Annotated in this window: 21 protein-coding genes; 7 read left to right on the top strand and 14 right to left on the bottom strand. The window is 46.6% G+C overall.

All coding sequences use genetic code 11. From position 1 onward, the window contains the following. Positions 1-44 precede the first annotated feature (44 nt). On the top strand, positions 45-3,167 hold the full coding sequence (locus Q7V21_RS09550; RefSeq protein WP_304917076.1) for an efflux RND transporter permease subunit: 3,123 nt from the start codon (positions 45-47) through the stop codon (positions 3,165-3,167). Between the two features lie 39 nt (positions 3,168-3,206). On the opposite strand, the gene Q7V21_RS09545 is transcribed toward Q7V21_RS09550, so the two are convergent. The 5 genes from Q7V21_RS09545 to Q7V21_RS09525 all read right to left on the bottom strand — a co-directional run bounded on the left by Q7V21_RS09545 (position 3,207) and on the right by Q7V21_RS09525 (position 9,538). Then, entirely contained in the window at positions 3,207-4,325 is a 1,119-nt protein-coding gene (locus Q7V21_RS09545) for a hypothetical protein (protein WP_304917075.1), read from the bottom strand. Between the two features lie 27 nt (positions 4,326-4,352). Continuing rightward, positions 4,353-6,029, bottom strand: coding sequence for a DNA mismatch repair endonuclease MutL (mutL, locus tag Q7V21_RS09540; protein ID WP_304917074.1), 1,677 nt, complete (start codon positions 6,027-6,029; stop codon positions 4,353-4,355). Between the two features lie 47 nt (positions 6,030-6,076). Further along, positions 6,077-7,492: an N-acetylmuramoyl-L-alanine amidase gene (locus Q7V21_RS09535; RefSeq protein WP_304917073.1), complete on the bottom strand. Its 1,416-nt coding sequence runs from the start codon at positions 7,490-7,492 to the stop codon at positions 6,077-6,079. 101 nt (positions 7,493-7,593) lie between these two features. Beyond that, positions 7,594-8,052 (bottom strand): tRNA (adenosine(37)-N6)-threonylcarbamoyltransferase complex ATPase subunit type 1 TsaE, encoded by a 459-nt coding sequence (tsaE, locus tag Q7V21_RS09530; protein WP_370654059.1) that lies wholly within the window; start codon positions 8,050-8,052, stop codon positions 7,594-7,596. Next, positions 8,048-9,538, bottom strand: a complete 1,491-nt coding sequence (locus Q7V21_RS09525; RefSeq protein ID WP_304917071.1) for an NAD(P)H-hydrate dehydratase — start codon at positions 9,536-9,538, stop codon at positions 8,048-8,050. The genes tsaE and Q7V21_RS09525 overlap by 5 nt, the downstream gene beginning before the upstream one ends. 48 nt (positions 9,539-9,586) lie before the next feature. Here Q7V21_RS09525 and queG point away from each other — a divergent pair, with 48 nt between their 5' ends. The 3 genes from queG (at position 9,587) to Q7V21_RS09510 (ending at position 13,218) form a co-directional block, all read left to right on the top strand. Then, complete coding sequence (gene queG / locus Q7V21_RS09520; RefSeq protein ID WP_304917070.1) at positions 9,587-10,651, top strand: tRNA epoxyqueuosine(34) reductase QueG; 1,065 nt, start codon at positions 9,587-9,589, stop codon at positions 10,649-10,651. A gap of 77 nt (positions 10,652-10,728) precedes the next feature. After that, positions 10,729-12,612: a PhoX family phosphatase gene (locus Q7V21_RS09515; protein ID WP_304917069.1), complete on the top strand. Its 1,884-nt coding sequence runs from the start codon at positions 10,729-10,731 to the stop codon at positions 12,610-12,612. 138 nt (positions 12,613-12,750) lie between these two features. Further along, the gene (locus Q7V21_RS09510) at positions 12,751-13,218 is read left to right on the top strand and encodes a hypothetical protein (protein ID WP_304917068.1); all 468 of its coding nucleotides are present in this window, start codon (positions 12,751-12,753) and stop codon (positions 13,216-13,218) included. Between the two features lie 395 nt (positions 13,219-13,613). Here Q7V21_RS09510 and Q7V21_RS09505 read toward each other — a convergent pair whose 3' ends face one another. From Q7V21_RS09505 to orn, 6 genes are all read right to left on the bottom strand, one after another. Beyond that, positions 13,614-15,011 (bottom strand): deoxyribodipyrimidine photo-lyase, encoded by a 1,398-nt coding sequence (locus Q7V21_RS09505; RefSeq protein ID WP_304917067.1) that lies wholly within the window; start codon positions 15,009-15,011, stop codon positions 13,614-13,616. 9 nt (positions 15,012-15,020) lie between these two features. Continuing rightward, positions 15,021-16,553, bottom strand: coding sequence for a cryptochrome/photolyase family protein (locus Q7V21_RS09500; protein WP_304917066.1), 1,533 nt, complete (start codon positions 16,551-16,553; stop codon positions 15,021-15,023). After that, on the bottom strand, positions 16,546-16,959 hold the full coding sequence (locus Q7V21_RS09495; protein WP_304917065.1) for a DUF3429 domain-containing protein: 414 nt from the start codon (positions 16,957-16,959) through the stop codon (positions 16,546-16,548). The genes Q7V21_RS09500 and Q7V21_RS09495 overlap by 8 nt, the downstream gene beginning before the upstream one ends. Then, the gene (locus tag Q7V21_RS09490; protein WP_304917064.1) at positions 16,959-18,404 is read right to left on the bottom strand and encodes an exonuclease domain-containing protein; all 1,446 of its coding nucleotides are present in this window, start codon (positions 18,402-18,404) and stop codon (positions 16,959-16,961) included. Before Q7V21_RS09490 ends, Q7V21_RS09495 begins: the two co-directional genes overlap by 1 nt. Continuing rightward, on the bottom strand, positions 18,401-18,550 hold the full coding sequence (locus Q7V21_RS09485; protein ID WP_370654058.1) for a DUF2256 domain-containing protein: 150 nt from the start codon (positions 18,548-18,550) through the stop codon (positions 18,401-18,403). Before Q7V21_RS09485 ends, Q7V21_RS09490 begins: the two co-directional genes overlap by 4 nt. Positions 18,551-18,638: 88 nt before the next feature. Beyond that, the gene (gene orn / locus Q7V21_RS09480; protein WP_304917062.1) at positions 18,639-19,190 is read right to left on the bottom strand and encodes an oligoribonuclease; all 552 of its coding nucleotides are present in this window, start codon (positions 19,188-19,190) and stop codon (positions 18,639-18,641) included. A 108-nt stretch (positions 19,191-19,298) separates the two neighbouring features. Between orn and Q7V21_RS09475 the strand changes: the two genes are divergently transcribed. Together Q7V21_RS09475 and Q7V21_RS09470 are read left to right on the top strand one after the other, a co-directional pair. Then, complete coding sequence (locus Q7V21_RS09475) at positions 19,299-20,546, top strand: M48 family metallopeptidase (RefSeq protein WP_304917061.1); 1,248 nt, start codon at positions 19,299-19,301, stop codon at positions 20,544-20,546. A gap of 3 nt (positions 20,547-20,549) precedes the next feature. Next, positions 20,550-20,825 carry a hypothetical protein gene (locus tag Q7V21_RS09470; protein ID WP_304917060.1) on the top strand — a complete coding sequence of 92 codons (276 nt, stop codon included), beginning with the start codon at positions 20,550-20,552 and terminating at the stop codon, positions 20,823-20,825. On the opposite strand, the gene Q7V21_RS09465 is transcribed toward Q7V21_RS09470, so the two are convergent. The 3 genes from Q7V21_RS09465 to trxB all read right to left on the bottom strand — a co-directional run bounded on the left by Q7V21_RS09465 (position 20,826) and on the right by trxB (position 23,459). Then, positions 20,826-21,863 carry a GGDEF domain-containing protein gene (locus Q7V21_RS09465; protein WP_304917059.1) on the bottom strand — a complete coding sequence of 346 codons (1,038 nt, stop codon included), beginning with the start codon at positions 21,861-21,863 and terminating at the stop codon, positions 20,826-20,828. Between the two features lie 162 nt (positions 21,864-22,025). Beyond that, a complete protein-coding gene (locus Q7V21_RS09460; protein WP_304917058.1) occupies positions 22,026-22,472 on the bottom strand; it encodes a universal stress protein in 447 nt (148 codons plus the stop codon). Positions 22,473-22,520: 48 nt separating this feature from the next. Next, positions 22,521-23,459: a thioredoxin-disulfide reductase gene (gene trxB / locus Q7V21_RS09455; RefSeq protein ID WP_304917057.1), complete on the bottom strand. Its 939-nt coding sequence runs from the start codon at positions 23,457-23,459 to the stop codon at positions 22,521-22,523. A gap of 401 nt (positions 23,460-23,860) precedes the next feature. Between trxB and Q7V21_RS09450 the strand changes: the two genes are divergently transcribed. Then, the coding region (locus Q7V21_RS09450) for a DNA translocase FtsK 4TM domain-containing protein (RefSeq protein WP_304917056.1) at positions 23,861-24,208 on the top strand (348 nt) is incomplete at its 3' end.

The raw sequence follows: 24,208 nt of genomic DNA, 5'->3' as shown, positions 1-24,208 counted from the left end.
GGCCTCACTAGTCACTCCCACTTTGCTAACTAACAGGAACACGGATGCTCTCTCATTTGGTTGCTTTTTCGGTTCGGGCACGAGGCGTAGTGCTGGCACTAGCATTATTGATGCTGGGTTATGGTAGTTATCAGATTTATAAAGCCAGTCTGGATGTGTTTCCTGAATTTGCCCCGAAACAAGTCATTATCCAGACCGAGGCGTTGGGCTTTACCGCCGAACAGGTAGAAACGCTGGTCACCCAGCCTATTGAGAATGCTTTGGGTGGCTTACCGGATGTGATGTTTGTTCGATCCTCATCGACGCCCGGTTTGTCGGTGGTCATTATTACCTTTGAAGATCGCACCGATATTTATCTCAACCGCCAATTGGTTTCTGAACGTTTAATGCCGGCACAAGGCCAGTTGCCGCAAGGTGTCGGTCCTGCCCTGATGGTACCGCTTGAGTCGTCTTCCGGCACCATTATGACTATCGGCTTAACCTCAGATCAGCAAAGTTTGATGCGCTTGCGGGAAATGGTGGATTGGACTTTAACCCCCAGATTGCTTGCGGTAGATGGTGTGGCCGATATCAATGTGTTTGGTGGGGCTGAAAGGCAAATGCAAATTCAGCTAGATCCGCAAAAGCTGGCGCTGTATCAATTATCGGCTTTGGATATTGTTGCCGCTGCACGAGAAGCCACGGCATTGCAGGGCAGCGGTTTTATTGAAAACGCCAATCAACGCATGATGCTGCAAGTGATTGGTCAGCCCGTTACTGCCAAAGCCATGGAAAAAGTGGTGATTCGTCAACAAGGCCAGTCGGTTCTTTATTTGGGCGATGTGGCGACGATTGAATATGGACCGGCACCCGCAATTGGTGGTGCAGCTATTGGCGGTAAGGCTGGCATTGTGTTGATGGTTATCGGTCAATATAAAGCCAATACCTTGGCCGTAACTCAAGGAATTGAAACTGCTCTGAATGAGTTTCGGGATGGTTTTGAGGTCGACGGCATCGAGTTGCATGCAGATTTATTCCGTCCGGCCAACTATATTCAAACCTCACTGGCAAATATTCGTCACCATTTACTGGTCGGCGGCGCTCTGGTGCTGCTGGTGCTGTTTTTGTTTCTGTTTAATTTACGCACAGCCATTATTTCGATGACAGCGATTCCGTTGTCATTGTTTGCGGCATTGATCGTGTTGCTCGAATTTGGCGTCAATATCAATATTATGGTGCTGGGCGGTTTGGCAATTGCCCTCGGTGAAGTGGTCGATGATGCCATTATTGATACGGAGAATATCTTCCGGCGACTGCGGGAAAATGCGGCGTTAAAAGAGCCGCGGCCGGTTATTCAAATCGTTTATGAAGCGTCCATGGAAGTGCGTGGTTCGGTGGTGTATGCCAGTTTGATTGTGATGCTGGTGTTTGTTCCATTATTGACGCTGGGCGGCGTGGCAGGACGAATGTTCGAACCTTTAGGCCAGGCTTATATTCTGGCGATTCTGGCATCGTTATTAGTGGCATTAACGGTTACTCCGGCACTTTGTCATGCCTTATTAAGCCGGATCGGTGTGACTCGCACCACAGAGCCACCATTGATTCACTGGTTACAAATCGGTTATGGCCGGGTATTACGAGTGACCTGCCAGTTCCCCAAACTACTAATGTTGGCGGTGCTGATCTTATGTGTGGCTGGAGCCAGTTTGTTGCCATTTTTTGGCGGGCGGTTTTTACCTGAGCTGCGCGAAGGTCATTACATTATTCATACTGCCAGTGTTCCCGGAACCTCATTGCAGGAATCGTTACGAATCGGTGGTTTGATTGAAAAACAGGTGGCGGCCATTCCTGGAGTGCGTGCGACTTCACAATGGGCCGGACGGGCAGAGCGCGGTGCAGATACTTTTGGCACGCATTACAGCGAATATGAAGTAGATCTGGAGCCACTTTCTGGCCCTGAACAGCAAGCGATTTTGGATGAAATACGCGAAATTCTGGAAGAGTTTCCGGGGATCAGCTCCGAGGTCAATACCTTTCTCACGGAACGTATCGACGAGACTATTTCCGGCTACACCTCACCGGTGGTAGTGAATATTTATGGTAATGATCTTGATGCGCTGGATTACAAAGCCCGTGAAGTCGCAGCAGTCATGGCTGATATCCATGGTGCAACCGATATTCAATTGCGTGCACCTCCTGGTGAACCGCAGATGCAAGTGCGTATAAAACTCGAAGAATTAGCACAATGGGGCTTACAACCTGCCACGGTAATGCAAAATATCAAAACTGCTTTTGATGGCATCAAGGTGGGTCAAATTGCTGAAGGTAACCGCTTATTTGATATTTACGTGGTGCTGCCCCCGCAATTACGCGAGCAGCCGCATCAAATATTAACATTGCCATTACGCACTCAGGATGGTCGGATGCTGAGCTTAGGTGATGTCGCTGAAGTACAGCAGGTTTCTGGCCGTCATGCGATTCTGCATCATGGGGCACAACGCTTGCAGACCATCACCTGTAATGTCAGTGGCCGTGATCTGCGTTCTTTCTTCAATGAGTTACAGCAGCGAGTGCATCAGGATGTGCAGTTTGATGCGGATACCTATCCAGAGTTTACCGGTACGGCTGTGGCAGAAGCCGAGTCTCGTAAGGATTTGTTAGTGCATTCCATTCTGGTAGGGCTGGTGGTGCTGATTCTGTTGTATATGGCACTTAAAAGTGTGCGAAATACCTGGCTGGTGTTACTCAATTTACCGTTTTCGTTATTGGGCGGTGTATTGGCTGCATGGTTAACGGGAGGGGTGTTATCCATTGGTTCATTGGTGGGATTTGTCACGTTATTTGGTATCACTTTACGTAATGCCATTATGCTGGTGTCGCACTATCAGCATCTGATTGAAGTGGAAGGTAAATCCTGGGTTATGGAAACCGCTATTCAAGGTGCGCTTGAGCGACTTCCATCTATTTTGATCACGGCGTTGGTTACTGCTTTGGCAATGCTGCCAATTGCTTTAAATGCCGACAGTCCGGGGCGCGAAATCATGGGGCCGATGGCGGCCATTATTATTGGCGGCTTGATTTCGTCAACTTTGCTTACCTTATTGGTGTTACCGAGTGTGATGTTGCGTTACGGTGAGTTTAACAAACGCCGTGTCACTCAAATGGAAACCACCATGCAAAGGCAATAATACCGAGTACAAATACAATTAAGATGATCTCGACAATCATCAATTACCAATAGCAAAGGTTTGGGATTCATTACTACGTTGTTCAGCAAAAAACTGGTAAATGTCTTTTAATTCATCAGCCGAAAAGCGAATTAAAATCAATTCCTGTCCGGGATGAATCAGGTTGGGATCATGGCCCATGGTATGGGTATTGAAGTTATACACATAACTGGTCGAGACTTTTTGATGCAGGATTAATCCTAAAAAAGAACTTAGACCATCCGGTAAGGGTTCATCGGCATCGGCAGGGATAAGCACGCTGACTTTTTGTTCAGCACCGTTACGTTGCAGTCGAATGCCCTGACGGAAATTCCGAATCAAGCCTGTTTGAATGATTCCCCAAAGACCTTGAATATCTTCTTCGGTTACCCGGTGCAGATAAAACAGACTATCCTGCATTTCGGCATTATCACTATCAATCAAATCCGTGATATCCAATTTTTGTACACCACGACTGATGGTCACAGACATTTGCTGATCCTCTGCAATATCAGCATCAGCCAGTTCGCTGGCTTTGATTTGTTTGATTTGCTGCTGTTGACGGATCTGTGTCACAGGAGCCGATTGATCGATATCTTCCCGTTGCAACAACTCGACTAATGGCGCCGTTATAGTCTCGCCTTGTTCGGTCACAATGGTGATGGGAGCAATATGATCCTCTTCTTCGGTTTCCAGTTCCTGCAGGGTAGTTTGTTCCCTGATTTCTTCGGTATAGCGAAGTGTCAGCGGGGTATCGGCGCTGAGGGATTTATCATCCATCAGGCTTTTTAAAGTGGTGGTACGTTGTTCGAGTTCCGGCAGGGCAATAATGCTATCTGGTCGGACAAACATATCCTGATATTCATTAACAATGATGGTGCTGTCATCAGCGCCGGCAAGTTGATCCACAAACTCCGCTGCTTCCCGTTCACGGATGGCTTCACTGCCGGGTAGCTCTTGTTCGGCGGAACGGATAATTTCCAGCGGTAAATCCGGTTCGATAACTTCGATCGGGGGATCGACGGTGAGTTCGCTGCGATTGGGTGGCGCGTCGCTCCATAACAAATAGCCAAACAGTAATATCACGATAACAGCCAGAATCGCTGCGACTATTGTGGAACCTGTACGGGCTCGATCCATGTGAAAACCGCCTCAGTGCATGTTTAATCAGTCCGAGAATAAGCTACCAAGTGTTAGCAGATCAAGTTCCCGGCACCATGGCTGATTTATACATTCCGGTGGAGATACATTTTGCAGCCATTGTTCAACCTGTTGCGGTTGAATATTGTCAGTTGTTTGTAGCAAGTTCAATAACAGTTGACCAAGTGACTGTGCATCGCTGTTTTTTTTGCTGACGGCATCAATCACATTGTGCACCATTGATTTCAAATCCAGCTGTGCCAACGCAATAGGGATTTTTTTGATGGTCAGTGCATCACCCTGAGGTTGCAATTCAAAGCCAAAATCGTTCAGCAAACTTTGATGTTGAGCAACGGCAGCTTGTTGAGCTGCAGTACAAGCAATATTCAATGGTACTAATATCGGCCTGCTTTTTAATGGCAGTTTTTGTAAATGTCGGGAAAACTGTTGTTGGCGCGATATTGACATGGCTTTGGGCAAATCAATCAGATAATGCCGTTGCTGAAAAAACACCCAGGCAAAACGCTGATGTAATAGCTGCAATAACTGAAATGTATCTTTTGCAATGGTTGCATTTGCCGGAAACGAAGCCTGCAACGGCGATGCAATCTGCACGTTTGATAATGTATGGTTTTGATAACTGGACGAAGATTCTGCAATTCGCTGCTCAGCTGGTTGTGATGAGCTATTTGGCGATGTGAAGTTGATTTGCCGGTGTAACTCATCACTTATTGCACGATGTATCAACCCGTGAATCAGGCGGGTTTCCCGAAAGCGTACTTCATGTTTGGTCGGATGCACATTCACGTCGACGCGATCCAATGGAATCGTCAGGTAAAGAACATAGGCCGGATGCCGTCCTGGTGGAATCAAATCACCATACGCCTGACGAATGACCTGGCTGATCAAGCGATCTCTGATGACACGGCCATTAATAAAAAAGTATTGCTGATCAGCTTGCGGCCGATGAGCTTCGGTATGGCCCAACCAGCCTTTTATGCCAATCAAATCAAATTGCTGATCAATTACCAGCGCCTGTTTGACAAAAGGTTGACCGCAGATCTTGCCGATTCTGGCTAATTGTTGTGGCGGTGTTTCAGCAATCGGCAGATTTAATTTTTGTTGGCCATTTAAATTACATTGAAACTTCACATCAAATCGACTTAATGCCAAGCGTTGTAAGGTGATGAGGATCTGCTGCTGTTCAGTACGGGCACTGCGAAGAAAGCGGCGGCGGGCAGGCAGATTAAAGAACAGATCACGCACCGCAACTGTTGTTCCAGGAGGATGTGCTACCGGTGCGGCAATATCTGCTTCATGATGAATTTGCCAGCCGCAGTCACTTTCATGTTGTCTGGAAATCAGACTCAGATTGGACACCGAGCTGATACTTGGCAGGGCTTCGCCGCGAAATCCTAAACTGGAAATCTGACTTAACTGGTCACTGGAAGAAATTTTGCTGGTGGCATGACGACTTAATGCCAGACCGAGATCATCAGGATGAATACCGAAGCCGTTATCTCGCACCTGTATTAATTGGCTGCCGGAGCCTTCAATGGTGACTTCGATTTCACTTGCAGCAGCATCGAGACTGTTTTCCACCAGTTCTTTAATAACAGATGCCGGGCGTTCGATAACTTCGCCAGCTGCAATCTGGTTGGCAAGTTGTAAGGGGAGGGCATGAATTCGTTTTGGTGTCAGCATCGACACAGTTTAACAGTTGCGAACAGGAAATCCGCAGTCGGAAATTATCAAGGAATTTTTAATATATCACCAACATGCAGGGTGCTGGTTTGCAGATTATTGGTGGATTTAAGTTCTGTCATATTCACCCGATAGCGCTGAGCGATGGTGCTTAAGGTATCGCCGCGGCTGACAATATGCTGCTGCGGTTTAACCTGCTGGGTAATCGGATTACGTTGGAAATAACTGCGGATCCCGGTCAACATGGCTTGGGCCAGCTTGTTTTGATGATTCGCGTCATTGAGTTTGCGTTCTTCTTCAGGATTGGAAATAAACGCTGTTTCGACCAGAACTGAAGGAATATCCGGAGATTTCAATACTACGAACGCCGCTGACTCAACCTGTTTTTTATGTACCGGGCCAACTCGTTTCAGTCCGCTCAAAACACTGTTACCGACTTCCAGACTGGCTTCCAGACTGGCAGTCTGCGACAGATCAAGTAATACCGATGCCAGCAAATCATCTTTGTCTTCAAGGCTGATACCACCGGCCAAATCGGCCGCATTCTCACGATCTGCCAGAATCTGGGCGGCTTCACTACTGGCTCCACGTGGAGATAACACGTAGACCGAAGAGCCTTGTGCACTGGTACGTTGAAACGCATCAGCATGAATGGAAATAAACATATCCGCACCGTTTTGTTTGGCACGTTGAATGCGTTGTCTCAAGGTAATAAATTCATCACGATCGCGCGTCATATAAGCACGCATGCCGGGTTCATCATTGACCAGTTTTGCCAGTCTCCGTGAAATGGCCAGTACCACATCTTTTTCTCGCGTACCGCTGCGACCAATAGCACCGGGGTCACGGCCACCATGACCAGGATCAATGGCGATAACAATATCCCGACGTGGTAAGACCGGTCGGCTTCGTACCACGGTGGTATTCATTTCTGTCTGTGTTGCGGTAGCTGTTTGAACCGTTTGTGGAGCTTCTTCTGCAGCGGCTTGTTGAGTTGGTGTAGGAGTCTGGGCTTTTTCAGCGGGTGTTTCTGTTGTTTGCTTTTGCTGTACAGGTTTATTGCTGGCAACAGCAGTGGCAGGGCCGTGTTTTAAATCAACCAGCAAACGATGGGAGTACTGACCTTCCGGTGCCAGCGCCTGGATTTCATAATCTGTGGCTTGTTTCAGATCAAAAACCAGTCGATAGGTATTTTGATCATGTTGAGCATGGCGGATTTTATCGACGACGGCACTGTTGAAAGTGGGGGCGATTAGCGCTTTATTAACTCTGGCAGCTTTAATGTCCACGACTAAACGATGCGGATTAGTGAGAGTAAAGCTTTTATATTCCAAGGCTTTATCCAAATCCAAAACAACTCTTGTCATATTGTCATTTTGGGACACACGGATGTTTTCTACCGATGCGCTATGCGCAGTGGCAGTTAACATCAGCATAATCAATCCCAAAAATAAACGAGACATAGTCGGTTCCTGCAATTTATACAGCCTTAGTTTGTGATTGAAGGAATAAAAAATCAAGACTTTTTTCTATATTTTTAAATGAGATACAGAGTAAAGCTGAATTAATTGTGAAGTTTTTCGCAGATCTGTGCAGCGGTTTCCGAATAAGCAGTAAACGTCACTTGCCGTCCGGAAGTCTGATAATTCAATGAGATAAGCAGATCCGGCTCAGGTAACACACCTTTGCCTTGTTCCGGCCATTCGATTAATGACAGCGCATTAGTCGAAAAATAATCTTCTATGCCGAGATAAAGCAGTTCTTCAGCATCAGCGAGGCGATAAAGGTCGAAATGATAAACATCCCGCTCATTCAGCTGATAATGTTCGACCAATGTATAGGTCGGACTTTTGACATTGCCTGAGTGCCCCAGAGCGTGGAGCAGTCCCCGAACAAAGGTGGTTTTGCCGGCACCCAGATCACCTTTCAGATGAATTGAAAATGCCGATTCAGGCAATAAGGCCGCCAGTTTTGCGGCCAAATCCAATGTGGCTTGTTCGTCAGCGAGAAAAATCATATCAATAAAGTAGGTTGGCTAATTTACGGAGCTGCGGCATTAAATCCATTGCCAGAGTGCCGCGCTCTCCATCTTGAGCAGCGGCTTTATCAGCAGCCATGCCATGCAATGTGACACCTACACAAGCTGCATCCATCAATGAAAAATGTTGAGCCAAAAGACCACCAATAACTCCAGCCAGAACATCACCCATACCGCCACTTGCCATGCCAGGATTTCCCCAGGTGGAGAGGCAAGTAGGCGCTTCGCCATTGGAAATTAATGTACCGGAGCCTTTTAACACCACCACACCAGCATAACGTTTTTGTAATTCCTCAACCGCGGCGAAGCGATCTGACTGAACTTCTTTTGAGCTGCAACCCAATAAACGTGCCGCTTCACCAGGGTGTGGTGTGAGCACCCAATTATCATAATGTTGCGGATTTTTACTCAAAAGATTCAGGGCATCTGCATCGACAACCATGGGCAGGTTTGTTTCGATGGCTTTCTGAAATAATGTCGTTCCCCATTCACCTTGTCCCAAACCAGGGCCAACTGTTAATGCATTGGCCGAGCTTAATAATGCTTCCAGATCTCCGGCATTTTCCACACCGTGACACATGATTTCTGGACGAGTCAGATTAAGGTAGGGGCTGTGAGCACTGCGTGTAGCAACACTGATTAGACCCGCTCCGACGCGACCCCCTGCTTCAGCAGCAAGTCGGGCTGCACCGGACATACCGTGATCGCCACCGATAATGAACAAATGACCATACAAACCTTTATGGCCTGTCCGATCACGAGGTGCCAGTCCTGCGCCATTACTTTCAAGTGTGACTCGACGAGCAGTCGGGGTTAAAGCCGCATAAATAGATGATGGTACTTTTAATGAATCAAAGCAGATTTTGCCAGCGTAATTTGGCCCGTCACCGGTAAACAAACCGGTATTTAATCCCAGAAAACTCAGCGTGATAGTGGCATGAATGGCTGTGCCCAATGCTTTGCCAGTATCAGCATGAATACCTGAGGGGATATCCAGTGCCAACACCGGAATACCCTCATCGTGTTGATTGATTGCTTCAATAGCTAAAGCGTAGTCACCACTTACTTCACGATTAAGGCCTGTACCAAAAAGTCCATCAACAATTAGGTCTGCGGTTGGTAATTTGCCTTCAAAACGTTGAATTTCAGTACCGGTGGCAAGTAAGGCTTGGCGGGTTGCAGTGGTTTCTTCACTCATTGCTCGCTCATCACCAAGCTGAAATATGCTGACGTGATATTTTTTTGCTAAAGCCTGTCTTGCCAACTCAAAGCCATCGCCACCGTTATTACCGGTACCGCAAACCACCAGAATGTGTTTGGCGAGAGGCCAGTTGTTTTTAATGGCATCCAATGCTGCCGTGCCCGCACGAGACATTAATGTCGCTGAAGAAATAGCGTGCTGTTGTGTGACTATTTGTTCCAGTTCACGGGTCTGTACGGCCGTATAGAGCTCGTGGGGCAAGTTCGACATAACAATAATAGTCCGGAGGAATTAATTCAGTTCACTATAATAGCCCGCATGGCCGATCCAAATACAGTGCAGTTCCCCCGTGCGCTCCTTGCAGATATGCAAATCTGGGCGCGTTCGCTGGGTTTTCAACAGCTCGGGGTCAGTGATATTGACTTGTCTGCTGCAGAAGAACAATTACAGCAATGGCTTGCGCGTGGTTTTCATGGCGAGATGGCGTTTATGGAACGCCATGGCAGTTTGCGGACTCATCCGGAACAGTTGGTGCCAGGAACCGTCCGCGTTATCACGGCGAGAATGGATTACTGGCCGGAAACTGCAGCTGATGCCTGGCAGGTAATTGGCGATAGCAAACTTGGTTTTGTCTCCCGTTATGCACTTGGACGCGATTATCATAAATTGATGCGTAAGCGTTTACTTCGCCTGTCACAAAGGATTGAAGAGGCCGTTGGGGCTATGGGCTATCGTGTTTTTACTGATAGTGCACCCGTGCTGGAAAAAGCCTTGGCACAGAAATCCGGTCTGGGCTGGATAGGTAAACATACCAATGTATTAAACCGTCAAAATGGATCGTATTTCTTCCTGGGGGAAATTTATACCGATTTACCACTGCCATTAACCGAGCCAGTAACCGAGCATTGCGGTAGTTGTACTGCCTGTATTAGTATCTGTCCGACGCAGGCAATCGTTGCTCCGTATGAACTCGATGCCCGGCGTTGTATTTCTTATCTTACTATTGAGCTTCGCGGCAGTATCCCTTTGGAATTTCGCCCAATGATGGGCAACCGTATCTATGGCTGTGATGATTGCCAGCTGGTATGTCCATGGAACAAATTTGCCCAGATGACGACTGAGTCAGCCTACTTACCACGCGAAGGGCTGGATGCACCAAAGCTGGTGGATTTATTTGCCTGGACCGAATCAGAATTTCTCCAACGACTGGAAGGAAGCCCTATACGGCGTATCGGCTATGAATGCTGGTTGCGAAATATTGCGATCGCGTTGGGTAATGCCGACACATCAGATAGGGTAGTTGCGGCATTAAACGCCCGGCTTGAGCATCCTTCTGAGTTAGTTCGTGAGCATGTTTTGTGGGCATTAGAACAGCATTGCTGACTGTCATCGTCTGGTCATGGAATCCTCTGAAAATAGCCAGGGTCTGTTAAGCCAACTCCGAAACCCCAGGAACCAACATGTCAGGAAATCATTTCGATCAACTTCTGCAAAAGCAATTGTCTAGACGTTCAGTGTTGCAATTCAGTCTGGGGGCGATGCTGGCTTCCGCCATGCCACTGTCATCTGCCGCCACTATGCTCCGCAATCATGCTCAACTGCTTGGTTTTAAGCCTATTCAAACGGCTGATTTACTGGATGAGTTGATAGTACCGGAAGGTTATAGGGCGGAAGTGTTTTACCGTTGGGGCGACCCGATTTCGTCTGGTCCGGCGTTTAATATGGATGCCAGCAATAGCGCTGCCGATCAATTGCAACAGGCTGGTATGCACCATGATGCATTGCAGTATTTTCCGTTACCCAAAGGCTCAGATAATAACGAACATGGGCTGTTGGTGATGAATCATGAATATGTGGATTTGGATGTGATCCATAGCGATGGCAGTCATAGCCATTCACCGGAAACCTATAGCGCCGACAAAGTCGCCAAAGAACAAAACGCCCATGGTGTTTCCCTAATCGAAGTCAAACGGGAGAATGGGAACTGGCAAATTGTTCGCCCATCACAATACGCACGCCGTCTAACTGCCAACACACAAATGCAGATAAGTGGACCGGCGGCAGGCCATGACTTGATGAAAACCCAGGCTGATCCGGAAGGAAAAAACGTATTGGGCACATTCAATAACTGTGCGAATGGCAAAACCCCGTGGGGTACTTATCTGACCTGCGAAGAGAATTTTCATTACTACTTTGTTTATGATCCAAAACAGCCCCGAGACGCCGATACCGAACGCCGATGGAAGCGTTATAAGTTAGGGTTCAGCTATTACGGCTGGCAGCAGTTTGATCCACGTTTTGATCTGGATAAAGAGCCAAACGAAGTCAATCGCTTTGGCTGGGTAGTGGAATTTGATCCCTATGATCCGCAAAGCATTCCGGTCAAACGCACTGCGCTGGGCCGATTTGCACATGAAAATGTGGCCCACAAAATAGGCAAAGACGGCCGCCTGGCGTTTTATTCGGGCGACGATTCCAGGTTTGAATACATTTATAAATTCATTACCCGCGATGCATGGGACGGCACCCTGGGAGCACGTCATGGCCGCTTGTTGGATGACGGAATCCTTTATGCGGCACGCTTTGAAGAAGATGGCAGCGCCCGCTGGTTACCGCTGCTGTTTGGCGAGAATGGCTTAACTGTTGAAAATGGTTTTGCCGATCAGGCTGACGTGTTGATTCACGCCCGTGCGGCAGCAGATATTGTTGGCGCCACTAAAATGGATCGTCCTGAATGGATCACTGTACATCCGCATACCGATGAAGTCTTTGTGTCGCTTACCAACAACAGTGAACGCGGCAATGAAGGCAAACCTGCCAAAGATGCAGCCAATCCACGTGATCAGAATCTATTTGGTCATATCATCAGATTCAGTGAAGCCGATGCCACCGCCATTGAATTCAACTGGCAAGTGTTTGTCTTGGGCGGCGAAGGTGAAGGCGAACAGTTTGCCTGTCCGGATGGTTTATATGTAGATGATCGTGGTGTGTTGTGGATTCAGACTGATGTTAGTCCCAGCGTGTTGAATGATGGGCCGTTCAAAGAGGTGGGTAATAACCAGATGCTGGCGGCCGATCCGCAGACCGGAGAAATCCGTCGTTTTCTGACGGGACCGGTTGGGTGTGAAGTTACCGGCGTTATCATGACGCCGGATATGAAAACCATGTGGGTCAATATCCAGCATCCCGGTGAAATGCTGGATGTTCTGCAAAGACAAGGTATCAATAAATCCCCTCAAAACCCCAATGCGGCCAGCAACTGGCCCGATCATAAACCTAATGGCCGACCTCGTTCCGCCACGGTGTTAATTACCAAAGAGGATGGTGGGGTTATTGGGACGTGATTTAATGAATTAACCACAGAGACACAGAGTGCACCGAGAAAAATTTACCAAATCTATGGTAGGTTGGTGCTGAGCCTGCGAAGCCCAACATTTTTGATTACAAAACAGCGCTCATTTCTGGAGTTAAGTATATTTATTATGAATGAGCAATTTACGGAATGGGAAGTTTACGTGGGGAGACTTATTGTTTCCTTCGGAGATATAGAGCTACTTACATTTAAGCTATTTGAAAATTGGTTTACGGGAGTGACAACTAAAAATTACTCCTTGGAACAACGATTGAACAAGTTAATTGATCATGTCACCAGAATTTCAGATAAGGATGAAAAACGAGATGAGTTGAAAATGCTATTGATCCGTTCAAAGCAGCTAAAAAAGTTCAGGAATCTGGTAGCACATAATCCTGTTGTATTGAAAAAATACAATGAGAGTGAGTATGAAGATGTTGTTTTTGATTTACGAAAAAAAGCTGAACCTATTTCCATAGAAAAACTTAACGAGTTATCAGATGAAGCCAGATCATTAGCATCAGAACTTTTTATTATCGTTAGTCAATATACTGGCCGTGGAATTGACCAGCTTATAGAGTGCAAACTAGATTCATAAATCAAGGTTTAAGGTGTAAGCCAGTTTGTTTTAATTTGATTGATTCTGGCTGAGGTTAGGTTGATTTTAAGGAAGTGCTTTGAATACAGAAACATGGGTAGGGATAACCACCACAGGTATTGTCCTGTTACTTACCTTAGCTTTGACCGGCCTAAATGGGATTAAATTTCTATCATTTCTTTTCGTTTTAACTCTAGTTTCCAGATTACTTTGGGAGCTGCCGGTCAAAACAGGGAAAGCATTTTATTTCTTAAAAATCCCTCTAAATATCTTTTTAAACGTATTTTTAATATTACTTTTGATTAAATGGTGGTCAACCAGACCACACATAAGAAAACTTAAAACGATGTAGTCTGTTTATAGTTTCAGATACATCTGAAAAGTCACTGAACTTTCTACTCTCTCGGCAGATCCTTAAACGCTGCAATGGCATCTTTTCGGGCTTGTTTGTAATCCACAATCGGTTGCGGATAACCGCATTGTCCGCGTAAATCTGCTGGGGGATTATGCAGTTGCTTGATTGGCACATCCTTTAATTCCGGTACAAAGCGTTTGATAAATAAACCTTGTGGGTCGTAACGTTCGGATTGCAGGGTGGGGTTGAACACCCGAAAGTACGGTGCGGCATCGACACCAGTTGATGCACTCCATTGCCAACCACCGTTGTTGGCGGCAAATTCGCCATCGATTAAGGTTTGCATAAAATACTGTTCACCACGCCGCCAGTCTAGCAGCAGTATTTTGCTGAGAAAGCTGGCGGTGATCATTCTGAGTCGATTATGCATCCAGCCTGTTTGATTGAGTTGGCGCATCGCAGCGTCAACAATCGGAAAGCCGGTTTTACCTTCACACCAGGCTTTGAAGCCAGCTTCATCATCACGCCACACCACTTTTTCAGTTTCCAGTTTAAAGGCTTTACCCATGCTGAGGCGCGGGAAATAAAGAAATAATTGTTTATAAAAATCCCGCCAGGCAAGTTCGCGTAACCAGTCATCATGACGCCAGTCACGTTTGGCTTCGCCGCAGTAATACTGGATGGTTGCCAGCAATCTTCTTGGGCCTAACTGCCCATTGGCCAGATAGGGTGACAAGGTGCTGGTGGCCGGTTTATTGGGGAAATCACGTTGGGTTTTATAGACATCCAATTTGATTTCACAAAATGCTGTGAGACGTTCTAACGCTTTTTGTTCGTTGCCGGGCCATAAATCATCACGAAATTTTCCGGCCCAATTACATTCCAGTAACTCCGACTTTAAGGCTTTTCCCTGTGATTTTGGTTCGGCATACGGAGTTTGTTGAATATCTTCGAGGATTTGCAGCCAGCGACGGTAATACGGCGTGAATACTCTAAATGGCTCATCCTGCTGGGTTTTAACAGGTAAGGCGACCAGTAAATCTTCGGCAAGCAGATGTACATAGATATCGGCTTTGGTTAATACATCACTAACAGCCTGATCGCGACGCTGTTCATCCAGCGGCGTTTCTGCTTGAAACCAGATATCCGTAATATTCTGTTGCTGACAGAATTTGAGTAACTCATCTGGCACATCGGCAAAATAATCGACTTCGAGTAAATGAAACGGTATGCCGAGCTGGGCAAGTCGATCAGCAATATCCTGTAATACCGCTGCACGAAGCCCTAATCTTGCCGGGGATTCATCATGTTGTTGCCATTGTTTAGGTGTGGCGCAGAACACAACTTTGATTGGGCCATGTTCAGCAGCCAGTGCCAATGCCGGATGATCATCGAGGCGTAAATCATTGCGTAGCCAGACCAGTTGAGTTGCTTGCATAACGTTTCCTTACGGTAAATTTCTGAACAGGATTTCAGCACGTTGTGTGATGGCCTGTTGTTCATCTGCAGATTTGTTGTGCCAGTTTTTGACCTGCATACCGAGGCGTGGGTTTTTACTGAGTAAGTCCTGATGCCGGTCAACGAAATGCCAATACAGCGTGGTAAACGGACAAGCTGTGTCGCCACTGGCCTGCTTGGGATCAAATGGGCAGCTTTGGCAGTAATTAGACATGCGATTGATATAGGCACCGCTGGCAATATAGGGTTTGGAGCCGACAATACCGCCATCGGCATATTGGCTCATGCCCAATGTATTCGGAATCTCCACCCAGGCCACGGCGTCGACATACATCGCCAGATACCATTGGTGAATGGCTTTGGGTTTGACACCCCATAACAACGCAAACAAACCCGTCACCATCAGTCGCTGAATATGATGACCATAGCCATGATCCCGCACCTGTTTGACGCTGTGATGCAGACAGGTCATTTTGGTCTCGGCATGCCAATACAAATCTGGCAGATCACGCCGGGCATTCAGTGCATTCATTTGTAGCCAGTCATCGCGATAGCTCCAGTACAGGCCGCGAACATATTCACGCCAGCCGAGAATTTGCCGGATAAAACCTTCTACTGCGTTCAATGGCGCTTTATTGTCGGTATAGGCTTTTTCTGCTGCATCGATAACTTCGGCAGGGGAGAGCAGTTTCAGATTCAGGCAGGTCGATAAACGCGAATGATACAGCCAGGGTTCATCGGTCCACATGGCATCCTGATAGTCACCAAAATGCACAAGGCGATGCTGGATAAAATCATTCAATGCCGCTAATGCCTGCTGGCGGGTAACCGGCCAGTTGAACTTTTCGATATTGCCGTAGAAATTGGGGAGATATTTTTCAACATCCTGGATGACTTGTCGGGTGATTTTATCTGTTTCGAACAGCAGTGGCGCTGGTAATTTAGACGGGCCATTTTTGCTAAAACTTTTGCGATTGTCCTTATCAAAATTCCATTGACCGCCAATTGGCTGGTCATCATCCATCAGGATGTGGCGGGTTTTACGCAACTGTCGATACCAAAATTCCATTCGTGGTTGTTTGCGTTCGGCAAGCCAGGTTTTGAATTCACCTTTTTTGCTGATGAAATGCCGATCGGCCAGCCATTCAATTTCGATATCAACATCAGCGGCACATTGCTGCAATTCATTCATCACTCGGACATCGCCGGGCAATACGCAGCGGATTTTTTCAAATGAATGCTGTTTTAAGCTCGCTGATAAAGCGTCATGAAAACTGGATTTTTGATCGTTTAATGACCAGTAAATCAGTGGGTATTTGTCAGTTTGCAGTTGTTCTGCAAAGTGTCGCATAGCCGATAAAAACAGTACTGTGCGTTGCTTACTGGACAGATAATCGGTTGACTCGGCGGTTACTTCGGCCATCCACAGCCGATCATGTTGCTGATCAAAATCATCAAACAACAGACTGTCGGCATCAAGCTGATCACCGAGGATAATATTGAGATATCTCAGCTCAGCCATTTAACGTTGAAAGCGCTGCCAGCCATAATGAAAATGCTGCGCCATAAGAAAGATGGCCCCGTAACTGCATCAGTTCGGCAGAGTAGATTTCCCTGAGTTGTTGCCGTTCATATAAGTGCAGACCGATAAAGGATAATGCGGCCAGCCATAGCCAGTAATGTGTAGGTGATAACAACCAGCACCAGGCCCATAACATGGTGGAGACACTTACTATTACAACATGGCGTGGCAGTTTATTAATGCTGCTGACATACCAGAGTAGTCCACCCAGAAAGCTGAAAATTAACGCGGCATAACTGAGCAGCCAGTCAAAAGCATATAAAAAGCCTAGCCAGCTCAGAATCGCCAGTCCAAAGAAAGGTAGGAGTCCCGCATAGCCTAAAATGCGATGGCTGGTCGTGATCATTAAGCCTCCTCTGCAGGTAAACGCAAGTTTTCAATCAATAATTGTTTGGGACGAAGTTTTAATAAAAAACGTAACTGAATTTTGTAGGCATCCAGATCAAAGTATTGTGGTTCAGCATACTGCTGCTGGAGCCGTTCGTAAGCATCGTGCTGGTTTTTGATGGTGCCGAAATACAGCCATTGATCGACCAGATGAAACTGTGCTGCATCATAATCGCCATCGGCTGGCAATTCGGTAATCACTATCGGACCCTTCCAAGGCCAGACCTGATTTTTGATACCAGATAACGCGGTTTGCAGACGCAAGTTGTAATGCAACGCCGGTTCCTCGCCACAGCAGGCACCACGACATTTTTTTAATTGATAACCGAAACAGCCGTTTTTGGTTTTTTGCAGACCGCAAAGTTTCTGACAGAGCTGGTGTTCGCCAATCAGCTCAAGCAGTTTTTTTTCTGCCTGCTTCTGGCTGCGAAACAGGCCATAGCGCTGGCTGATATTTGGTGATTGATGTAAGTCGGCCATCTCAATACTGGTGCGATGATAGCCATTTTCATCCGTTGCCAAGGCGATTTGATACAGCCGTTTGGCTTTGGTTTGCCGCCGGTTATAACGTGGCGTTTTGCTCTTGATTAACTGATTTTCCAGTAATTGCGCACCAAAGTCGGAAGGCGTTTCAATAAAGTCGATATGCTGCAATTGTTGTTGTATATCGCTGTTGCGCTGTTTGCCGTTTATCACAAAGTGACTCAAAACACGTTGTTTGATATTGACGGATTTACCTATATATAAAAGTGCACCTTGTTCATCAAAAAACTGATAGACACCGGGCCGTTCGGGTAATTTATTGATTTCATTAATATCGAGATGACTGGGCAGACGGGTTTGTTGCGACAGTTGCTGACAGGCTTGCTGGATGGCAGGTTCATCAAAATCGTGTTGTGTTTGCTGGAGCAATTCAAGAATGACCTGTGCATCATCCATAGCCCGATGGCGTTGATTGATGGTCAAACCGAGGCGGGCGACAATGGCATCAATACCGTGACGGCGTTGTTCTGGATAAAGCAGTCTACTGATCTTTACCGAGCACAATGTCTTTGCTGAAAAAGTTATGCCGAGGCGGCGAAACGATTCACGAATAAAGCCATAATCAAAGCGCACATGATGGGCAACAAAAACGTTGTCAGCCAAACGTTGTTGTAATTCCTCGGCAATTTCGGCAAAAGTGGGCTGTCCTGCCACCATCGCATCGGTAATGCCAGTGAGTTTGCTTATCCACGGAGGAATGCTGATACCGGGATTAATTAAAGTTTGCCAGCGATCCGTTTCCACGCCATTGGTGATTTCGATCAAGGCAATCTCGGTGAGCCGATCCCGAATGGCATTACCACCGGTGGTCTCGCAATCAAGCAACACCATTTTGTCCGGAAAACCCAGTAGCGGTTTCATAGATTATTTACTGATTTCCGGTTACGGCGGCAGCGTTCGGAACAGTACAAAACCTGCTCCCAACAGTCACGCCATTTTTTTCGCCAGCTGAACGGTCGGTGGCAGGCAATGCAATGTTTAGTCGGTAAAAGTAATTTTCGATGCATCATTACATTCAAATTTATATTGAGTGTAATGATGATCCTGTGGCTGTCGTGAAATTGCCGTGAATGGAGCTGATTCTGCGTGGCGAATTTACTCTGGTACTTTAATCATATGCTCGCGATAGTGCTGCAGTTCGCGGATGGAATCCTTGATATCATCCATTGCCAGATGTGACGATTTTTTCTTAAATGATTTTTCAACTTTGGGTGCCCAGCGACGCGCAATTTCCTTGAAGCTGCTGACATCCAGATTGCGATAATGGAAATAGGCTTCCAGATCGGGCATCAACCGCGCCATAAAACGACGATCCTGACAAATACTGTTGCCGCACATGGGGGATGTACCGGCCGGGACGTATTTTTTGAGAAACTCCAGGGTTTCCTGCTCAGCTTGTTCTACCGTGACAACACTATTACGAACCCGCTCGGTCAGACCTGAGCCGCCATGTTGTTTAGTATTCCACTCATCCATGCCCGCGAGCACACCATCAGGTTGATGAATCGCAATAATCGGGCCTTCTGCCAAAATGTTGAGTTCGCTGTCAGTGACAATTGTGGCGATTTCGATAATATAGTCGTTATTGGTATCGAGACCGGTCATCTCCAGGTCAATCCAGATCAGGTTGTGTTTGCTTTTGGCCATGAGCTCCGTCTTTTTATTACTACAGAATGGGTGAACTATGTTGCCATTGATTGTATCAAAGGCTAATGTAACGAGCACTTTATAGGATTCTAACTGGTTTAAAAAATTATGAATGAATTTAGCTGGATATTTTTAATCGCTCTCGCCCTGATGACGGGGATCGAGATCTGGTTGTCATTACGTCAACGTCGTCATGTTTTATTGAATCGTGATGAAGTACCTGCGCCATTTCGTGAGCAAATTGGCTTGGCTGCCCATCAGAAGGCTGCCGATTACACCGTTGCCAAAGGTGCTCAAATGCGTCGTGAAAGCTGGTTTGGCGCGGTCGTTTTGATTCTCTGGACTTTGGGCGGTGGTTTGGCATTATTGTCCGGTGCCTGGGAAAGTATGGGTTGGTCAGCCATGACGACTGGTGTGGTTTTAATTCTGAGCTTTATGCTGATTGGCTCATTGCTAGAGCTGCCATTGTCCTGGTACCGCACCTTTGTAATGGAAGAAAAATTCGGTTTTAACCGCAACACTCCAGCTTTGTTTATGGGCGACTTTGCCAAACAGTTATTGTTAATGCTGGTGTTAGGCGTGCCGATTGCGTGGGTGACTTTATGGCTGATGAACAGCACCGGCGAATTCTGGTGGTTGTATTTATGGGCAGCCTGGATGGGGTTTGCAATCGTTATGATGTGGGCTTATCCGGCCTTTATCGCTCCGCTGTTTAACAAATTCACCCCGTTGGATGATGCTGATTTGAAACAGAAGGTGGAAAACCTGTTGCAACGCTGTGGTTTCAAAAGCCAGGGCATTTATGTAATGGATGGCTCACGACGCAGTGGTCACGGTAATGCTTACTTTACCGGCTTAGGTAACAACAAACGCATCGTGTTCTTTGATACCTTGCTGAATACTTTGAATGAAGATCAGATCGAAGCGGTACTGGCACATGAATTAGGTCATTTCCGTCGCAAACATGTGATTAAAAACATGGGATTGATGGCCGTGTTAAGCCTGATTGGTCTGGCATTGCTGGGTTGGGCCTCTACACAAAGCTGGTTCTATACCGGTCTGGGTGTTGAGATGCAAAACAATGCGATTGCGTTGATTCTGTTTATGCTGGTGATTCCGGTATTCAGCTTCTTTTTGCATCCGTTGATGACTTCTTTATCACGCAAGTATGAATTTGAAGCGGATGCTTATGCCGCATCGGTTTCCAATGCGGATGATCTGATTACTGCGCTGGTGGCTTTATACAAAGAAAACGCCAGTACGTTGACACCTGATCCATTGGTTTCGGCTATTTATGATTCGCATCCTCCGGCATCTTTACGTATTGCTGCTTTACAAACCCGAGCGGTTGTCTGATTGATGCGTTATCTGCTGGCCATGTTTTTCCTGACTGTCAGCGCTACGGCGCTGGCACAGGGAAAACCATTGCATGATGCCAACTGTATGCAATGTCACGCTTCTTTAACTGGTGGTCAGCCCAATTCGCTTTATACTCGTGCTGAACGAGGTGTGAAAACGCTGGATGGTTTGGAAAAACGGGTGGCGAATTGTGCGATTGCAGCTGATGTGAATTGGACTCCGGCACAACAAAAACAGGTTGTGGATTATCTTAACAGCCAGTTTTATAAGTTCTGATTAACGTAGCGTAATACAATTTCTGCCTGCAGCTTTTGATTCATACAACGCCACATCGGCACGTTCAACAATATTCAATGTAGTATCCCCCGGCTGATACTGACTCAGACCAACAGAAACCGTTACCGTACCAATGGTTTCATCACTGTCTTTTTTCTTGAGATTACTGCTGGCAAGCTGCTGGCGAATCAAGTCAGCAATTTCTAATGCCTGGTGGGCTGGCATGTCGATAAAGATGACTGCCATCTCCTCGCCACCAAAACGAGCTGCGATATGTGAGGTGCCCTGACAATGTTTTTTCAATAGACTGGCAAAAAACTGCAACACACGATCACCGAGCAAATGACCGAACTTATCATTGACCTGCTTAAAGTGATCAATATCAAATAAGCCCATTGAGAAAGTCTGTCCGCCATCATGACAAAGATCACTTAGTTTTTTATTCAGGCAGCTACGATTTAACAAACCGGTTAGGCCATCGGTTTTTGCCTGTTGTTTTACGATCTCTAATTCAGATCTCAAGCGAAGTATTTCCTGAGTGGTGGCTGCTAATTCCTGTTTTAAATCACTACTGGATTGACCCAGTTTACGGGTGTTTTCCAGGATTTCTGAAAGCACGCCTTTAATTTCGGTAATGTCTTCAGATTGTTCAAGTTTGGTTTGCTGAATAGCCAGATCGTCAGAGAAATCACCAGCAGCTAATTCAACCTTATTGATCTGATTCATGGTGTTGTCGACCACTAGTCTGAGGCCATTATTAGTGGCTTCAAGCTTTTCGGGAAAACCCATTAACACATATTTTTCGTACAGTTTCTGTGTCAGTTCAGGTGTGATCTTCTGTTGTTGTTGCAGACGATTATCGATGGCTTTTTTTAATTGTTGATTATTGCCAGCCACATACTCATACCAGACCGCGTAATTAACCGGGTTAACAGGAGTTTGATGCTGATTGATAAACGGTAATGTGCGTCTCAGGTTTTCAGATGCCTGATGAAATGCTTCAGTGTAAACGGGGGGGAATGAGGATGGCGTTGACACAAAATATCCTTCTTGACGAGGTTTATTCAAGCAAATTAGTGTTTGGGTTTATTAAGTTCAGTAACAATCTATAACTCGGCCGGCCGATAAGGAAACCTCAGTTGGCTTACTCGCCCAGCAAGAAACATTCACTAAAGTGAGTAAGCGAAAAGTCATTTTGGCTTAATTTTTGTCCTGTAATCTAACGGCTAATACATCACAGCGAGCATGATGTAATATTGCGTTTGCCGTCGAACCTAACAGCATTTTAATGCCTTTGCGACCGTGAGAGCCGACGACGATAAGATCTACATTATTTTCTTCTGCAATACGCACGATGTCGCGACCTGGACTGCCAAATTCAATCCATTGGCTATCGACGTCAATACCAAACTTTTCTCCCAAAAGAGACAGTTGTTTTTCACCTGCATTCAGCAAGGCATCACGCATATCTGCATCGACACTGATCATCGGCTCATAGGCAAAATCAGTCAGGGGAAAATCTTCAACGATATGACATAAACTCAGCCGTGTATTGTTTGCCTCCGCCAGGGCTTTAGCGCGATGAATCACCATGTCGGTATGGTTGGAAAAATCTGCCGCAATCAGAATATGTTGATAAAGTGCCATAACTCTCTCCTCAAATGATAAAGGCAGGGGGAACCTGCCTTATCGTTATTATTTTTCGCTTTCCAGAAAACGTTCAGCATCCAGCGCTGCCATACAGCCGGCACCGGCTGAGGTGATTGCCTGACGATAAATCGGATCAGAGACGTCGCCCGCTGCAAATACACCGGGAATACTGGTTTGAGTGCCTTTTTTGAGCACAATGTAGTCGTGCTGCATTTCCAGTTGACCTTTGAACATGGATGTATTGGGTTGATGACCAATGGCGATAAACACGCCTTGAACCGGGACTTCCTGCGTATCACCGGTTTCGGTGTTTTTAACACGAATACCGGTCACACCTGCATTGTCACCAAGCACTTCGTCCAGTGTGTGATTCCACAGAATTTCAACATTGCCCGTTTCGGCTTTCTTCAACAGATGATTGCTGAGAATTTTTTCACTGCGGAAGCTGTCACGACGGTGAATTACCGTGACCTTTGAGGCGATATTGGATAAATATAAAGCTTCTTCCACAGCCGTGTTGCCACCACCGATAACGGCGACAGGCTGATTTTTATAGAAAAAACCATCACAGGTGGCACAGGCGGAAACACCACGACCTTTAAAGGCTTCTTCGGACTCCATGCCCAAATATTTTGCAGAAGCACCAGTGGCGATAATCAATGCATCCGCAGTGTATTCACCAGCATCACCGATTAATTTGAATGGGCGCTGACTGAGATCGGCTGTGTGGATATGATCAAAGATAATATCGGTGCCAAAACGTTCAGCATGTTTTTGCATACGTTGCATCAACTCTGGACCTTGTACGCCTTCAGCATCACCCGGCCAGTTATCGACATCCGTTGTGGTGGTTAATTGACCGCCTTGTTCAATACCGGTTATCAATACTGGATCCAATGCCGCTCGAGCTGCATAAACCGCGGCTGTATAACCCGCAGGGCCTGAGCCCAAAATCAGTAGTCGGCAGTGTTTGCTGTCCGCCATAAGAGTGTCTCCCAGTATCAAATGAAAAAGCAGGCGATGAGGGCCTGTTTATCTTTCACAGCCACCACTGCTGGAGGCTCTTTTTTCGTCCAACAAGGCGGAAAGGATGCGATGTAGTTATTCTACATAAATCATTTCCAACGCAGGAGGCCGGAAAAAGAGTCCCAGCCCTTCGGGTTGTGATTGAAAAAACGCCACCCGGTGTTGCTCGTCATCTATTTAGAATAACTAAACTTCACTCCTCGCGCCTTGTGTGACGTTTTTTCAATTCACAACAGCGGCGGCTGTGAAAGATAAAGAGGCCCTAGAGTACCCATTGCTTTGCCTTTGGACAAGCATCAGCTTGTAAAACCTGTGTTAGAATCTGCGTTTAATCAATTGGCTTCATTGGAAATATCACATTGGCACAAGCGACACGGGCAAACGACAAAAATAAACCAGATGTCTCCGCTGGCGCAGTCGGCTTCAGACTTCGGGAAGCAGCGCTGATCCTGGCGCTGGCATTGGCGGCTTATCTATTATTGTCTTTAATCACCTACGAACCTACCGATCCTGGCTGGTCAACCACCGGAACGGATGACTTTATCGCTAACCGTGGTGGTATTGTCGGCGCATGGCTTGCAGATACTTTGCTGTTTGCTTTTGGTTTACCTGCTTATCTGGCACCACTTATGTTGGGATTCAGTGGCTGGCTGTTATTCAGCTGGGGCAAGCGGGCCGATGGCGATGATGAGTTGCATTTTTGGGTA

The organism is Methylophaga sp., assembly GCF_030651745.1.
Note: the sequence above shows the minus strand (reverse complement) of the source record. Positions and strands in the feature narration are given on the sequence as shown.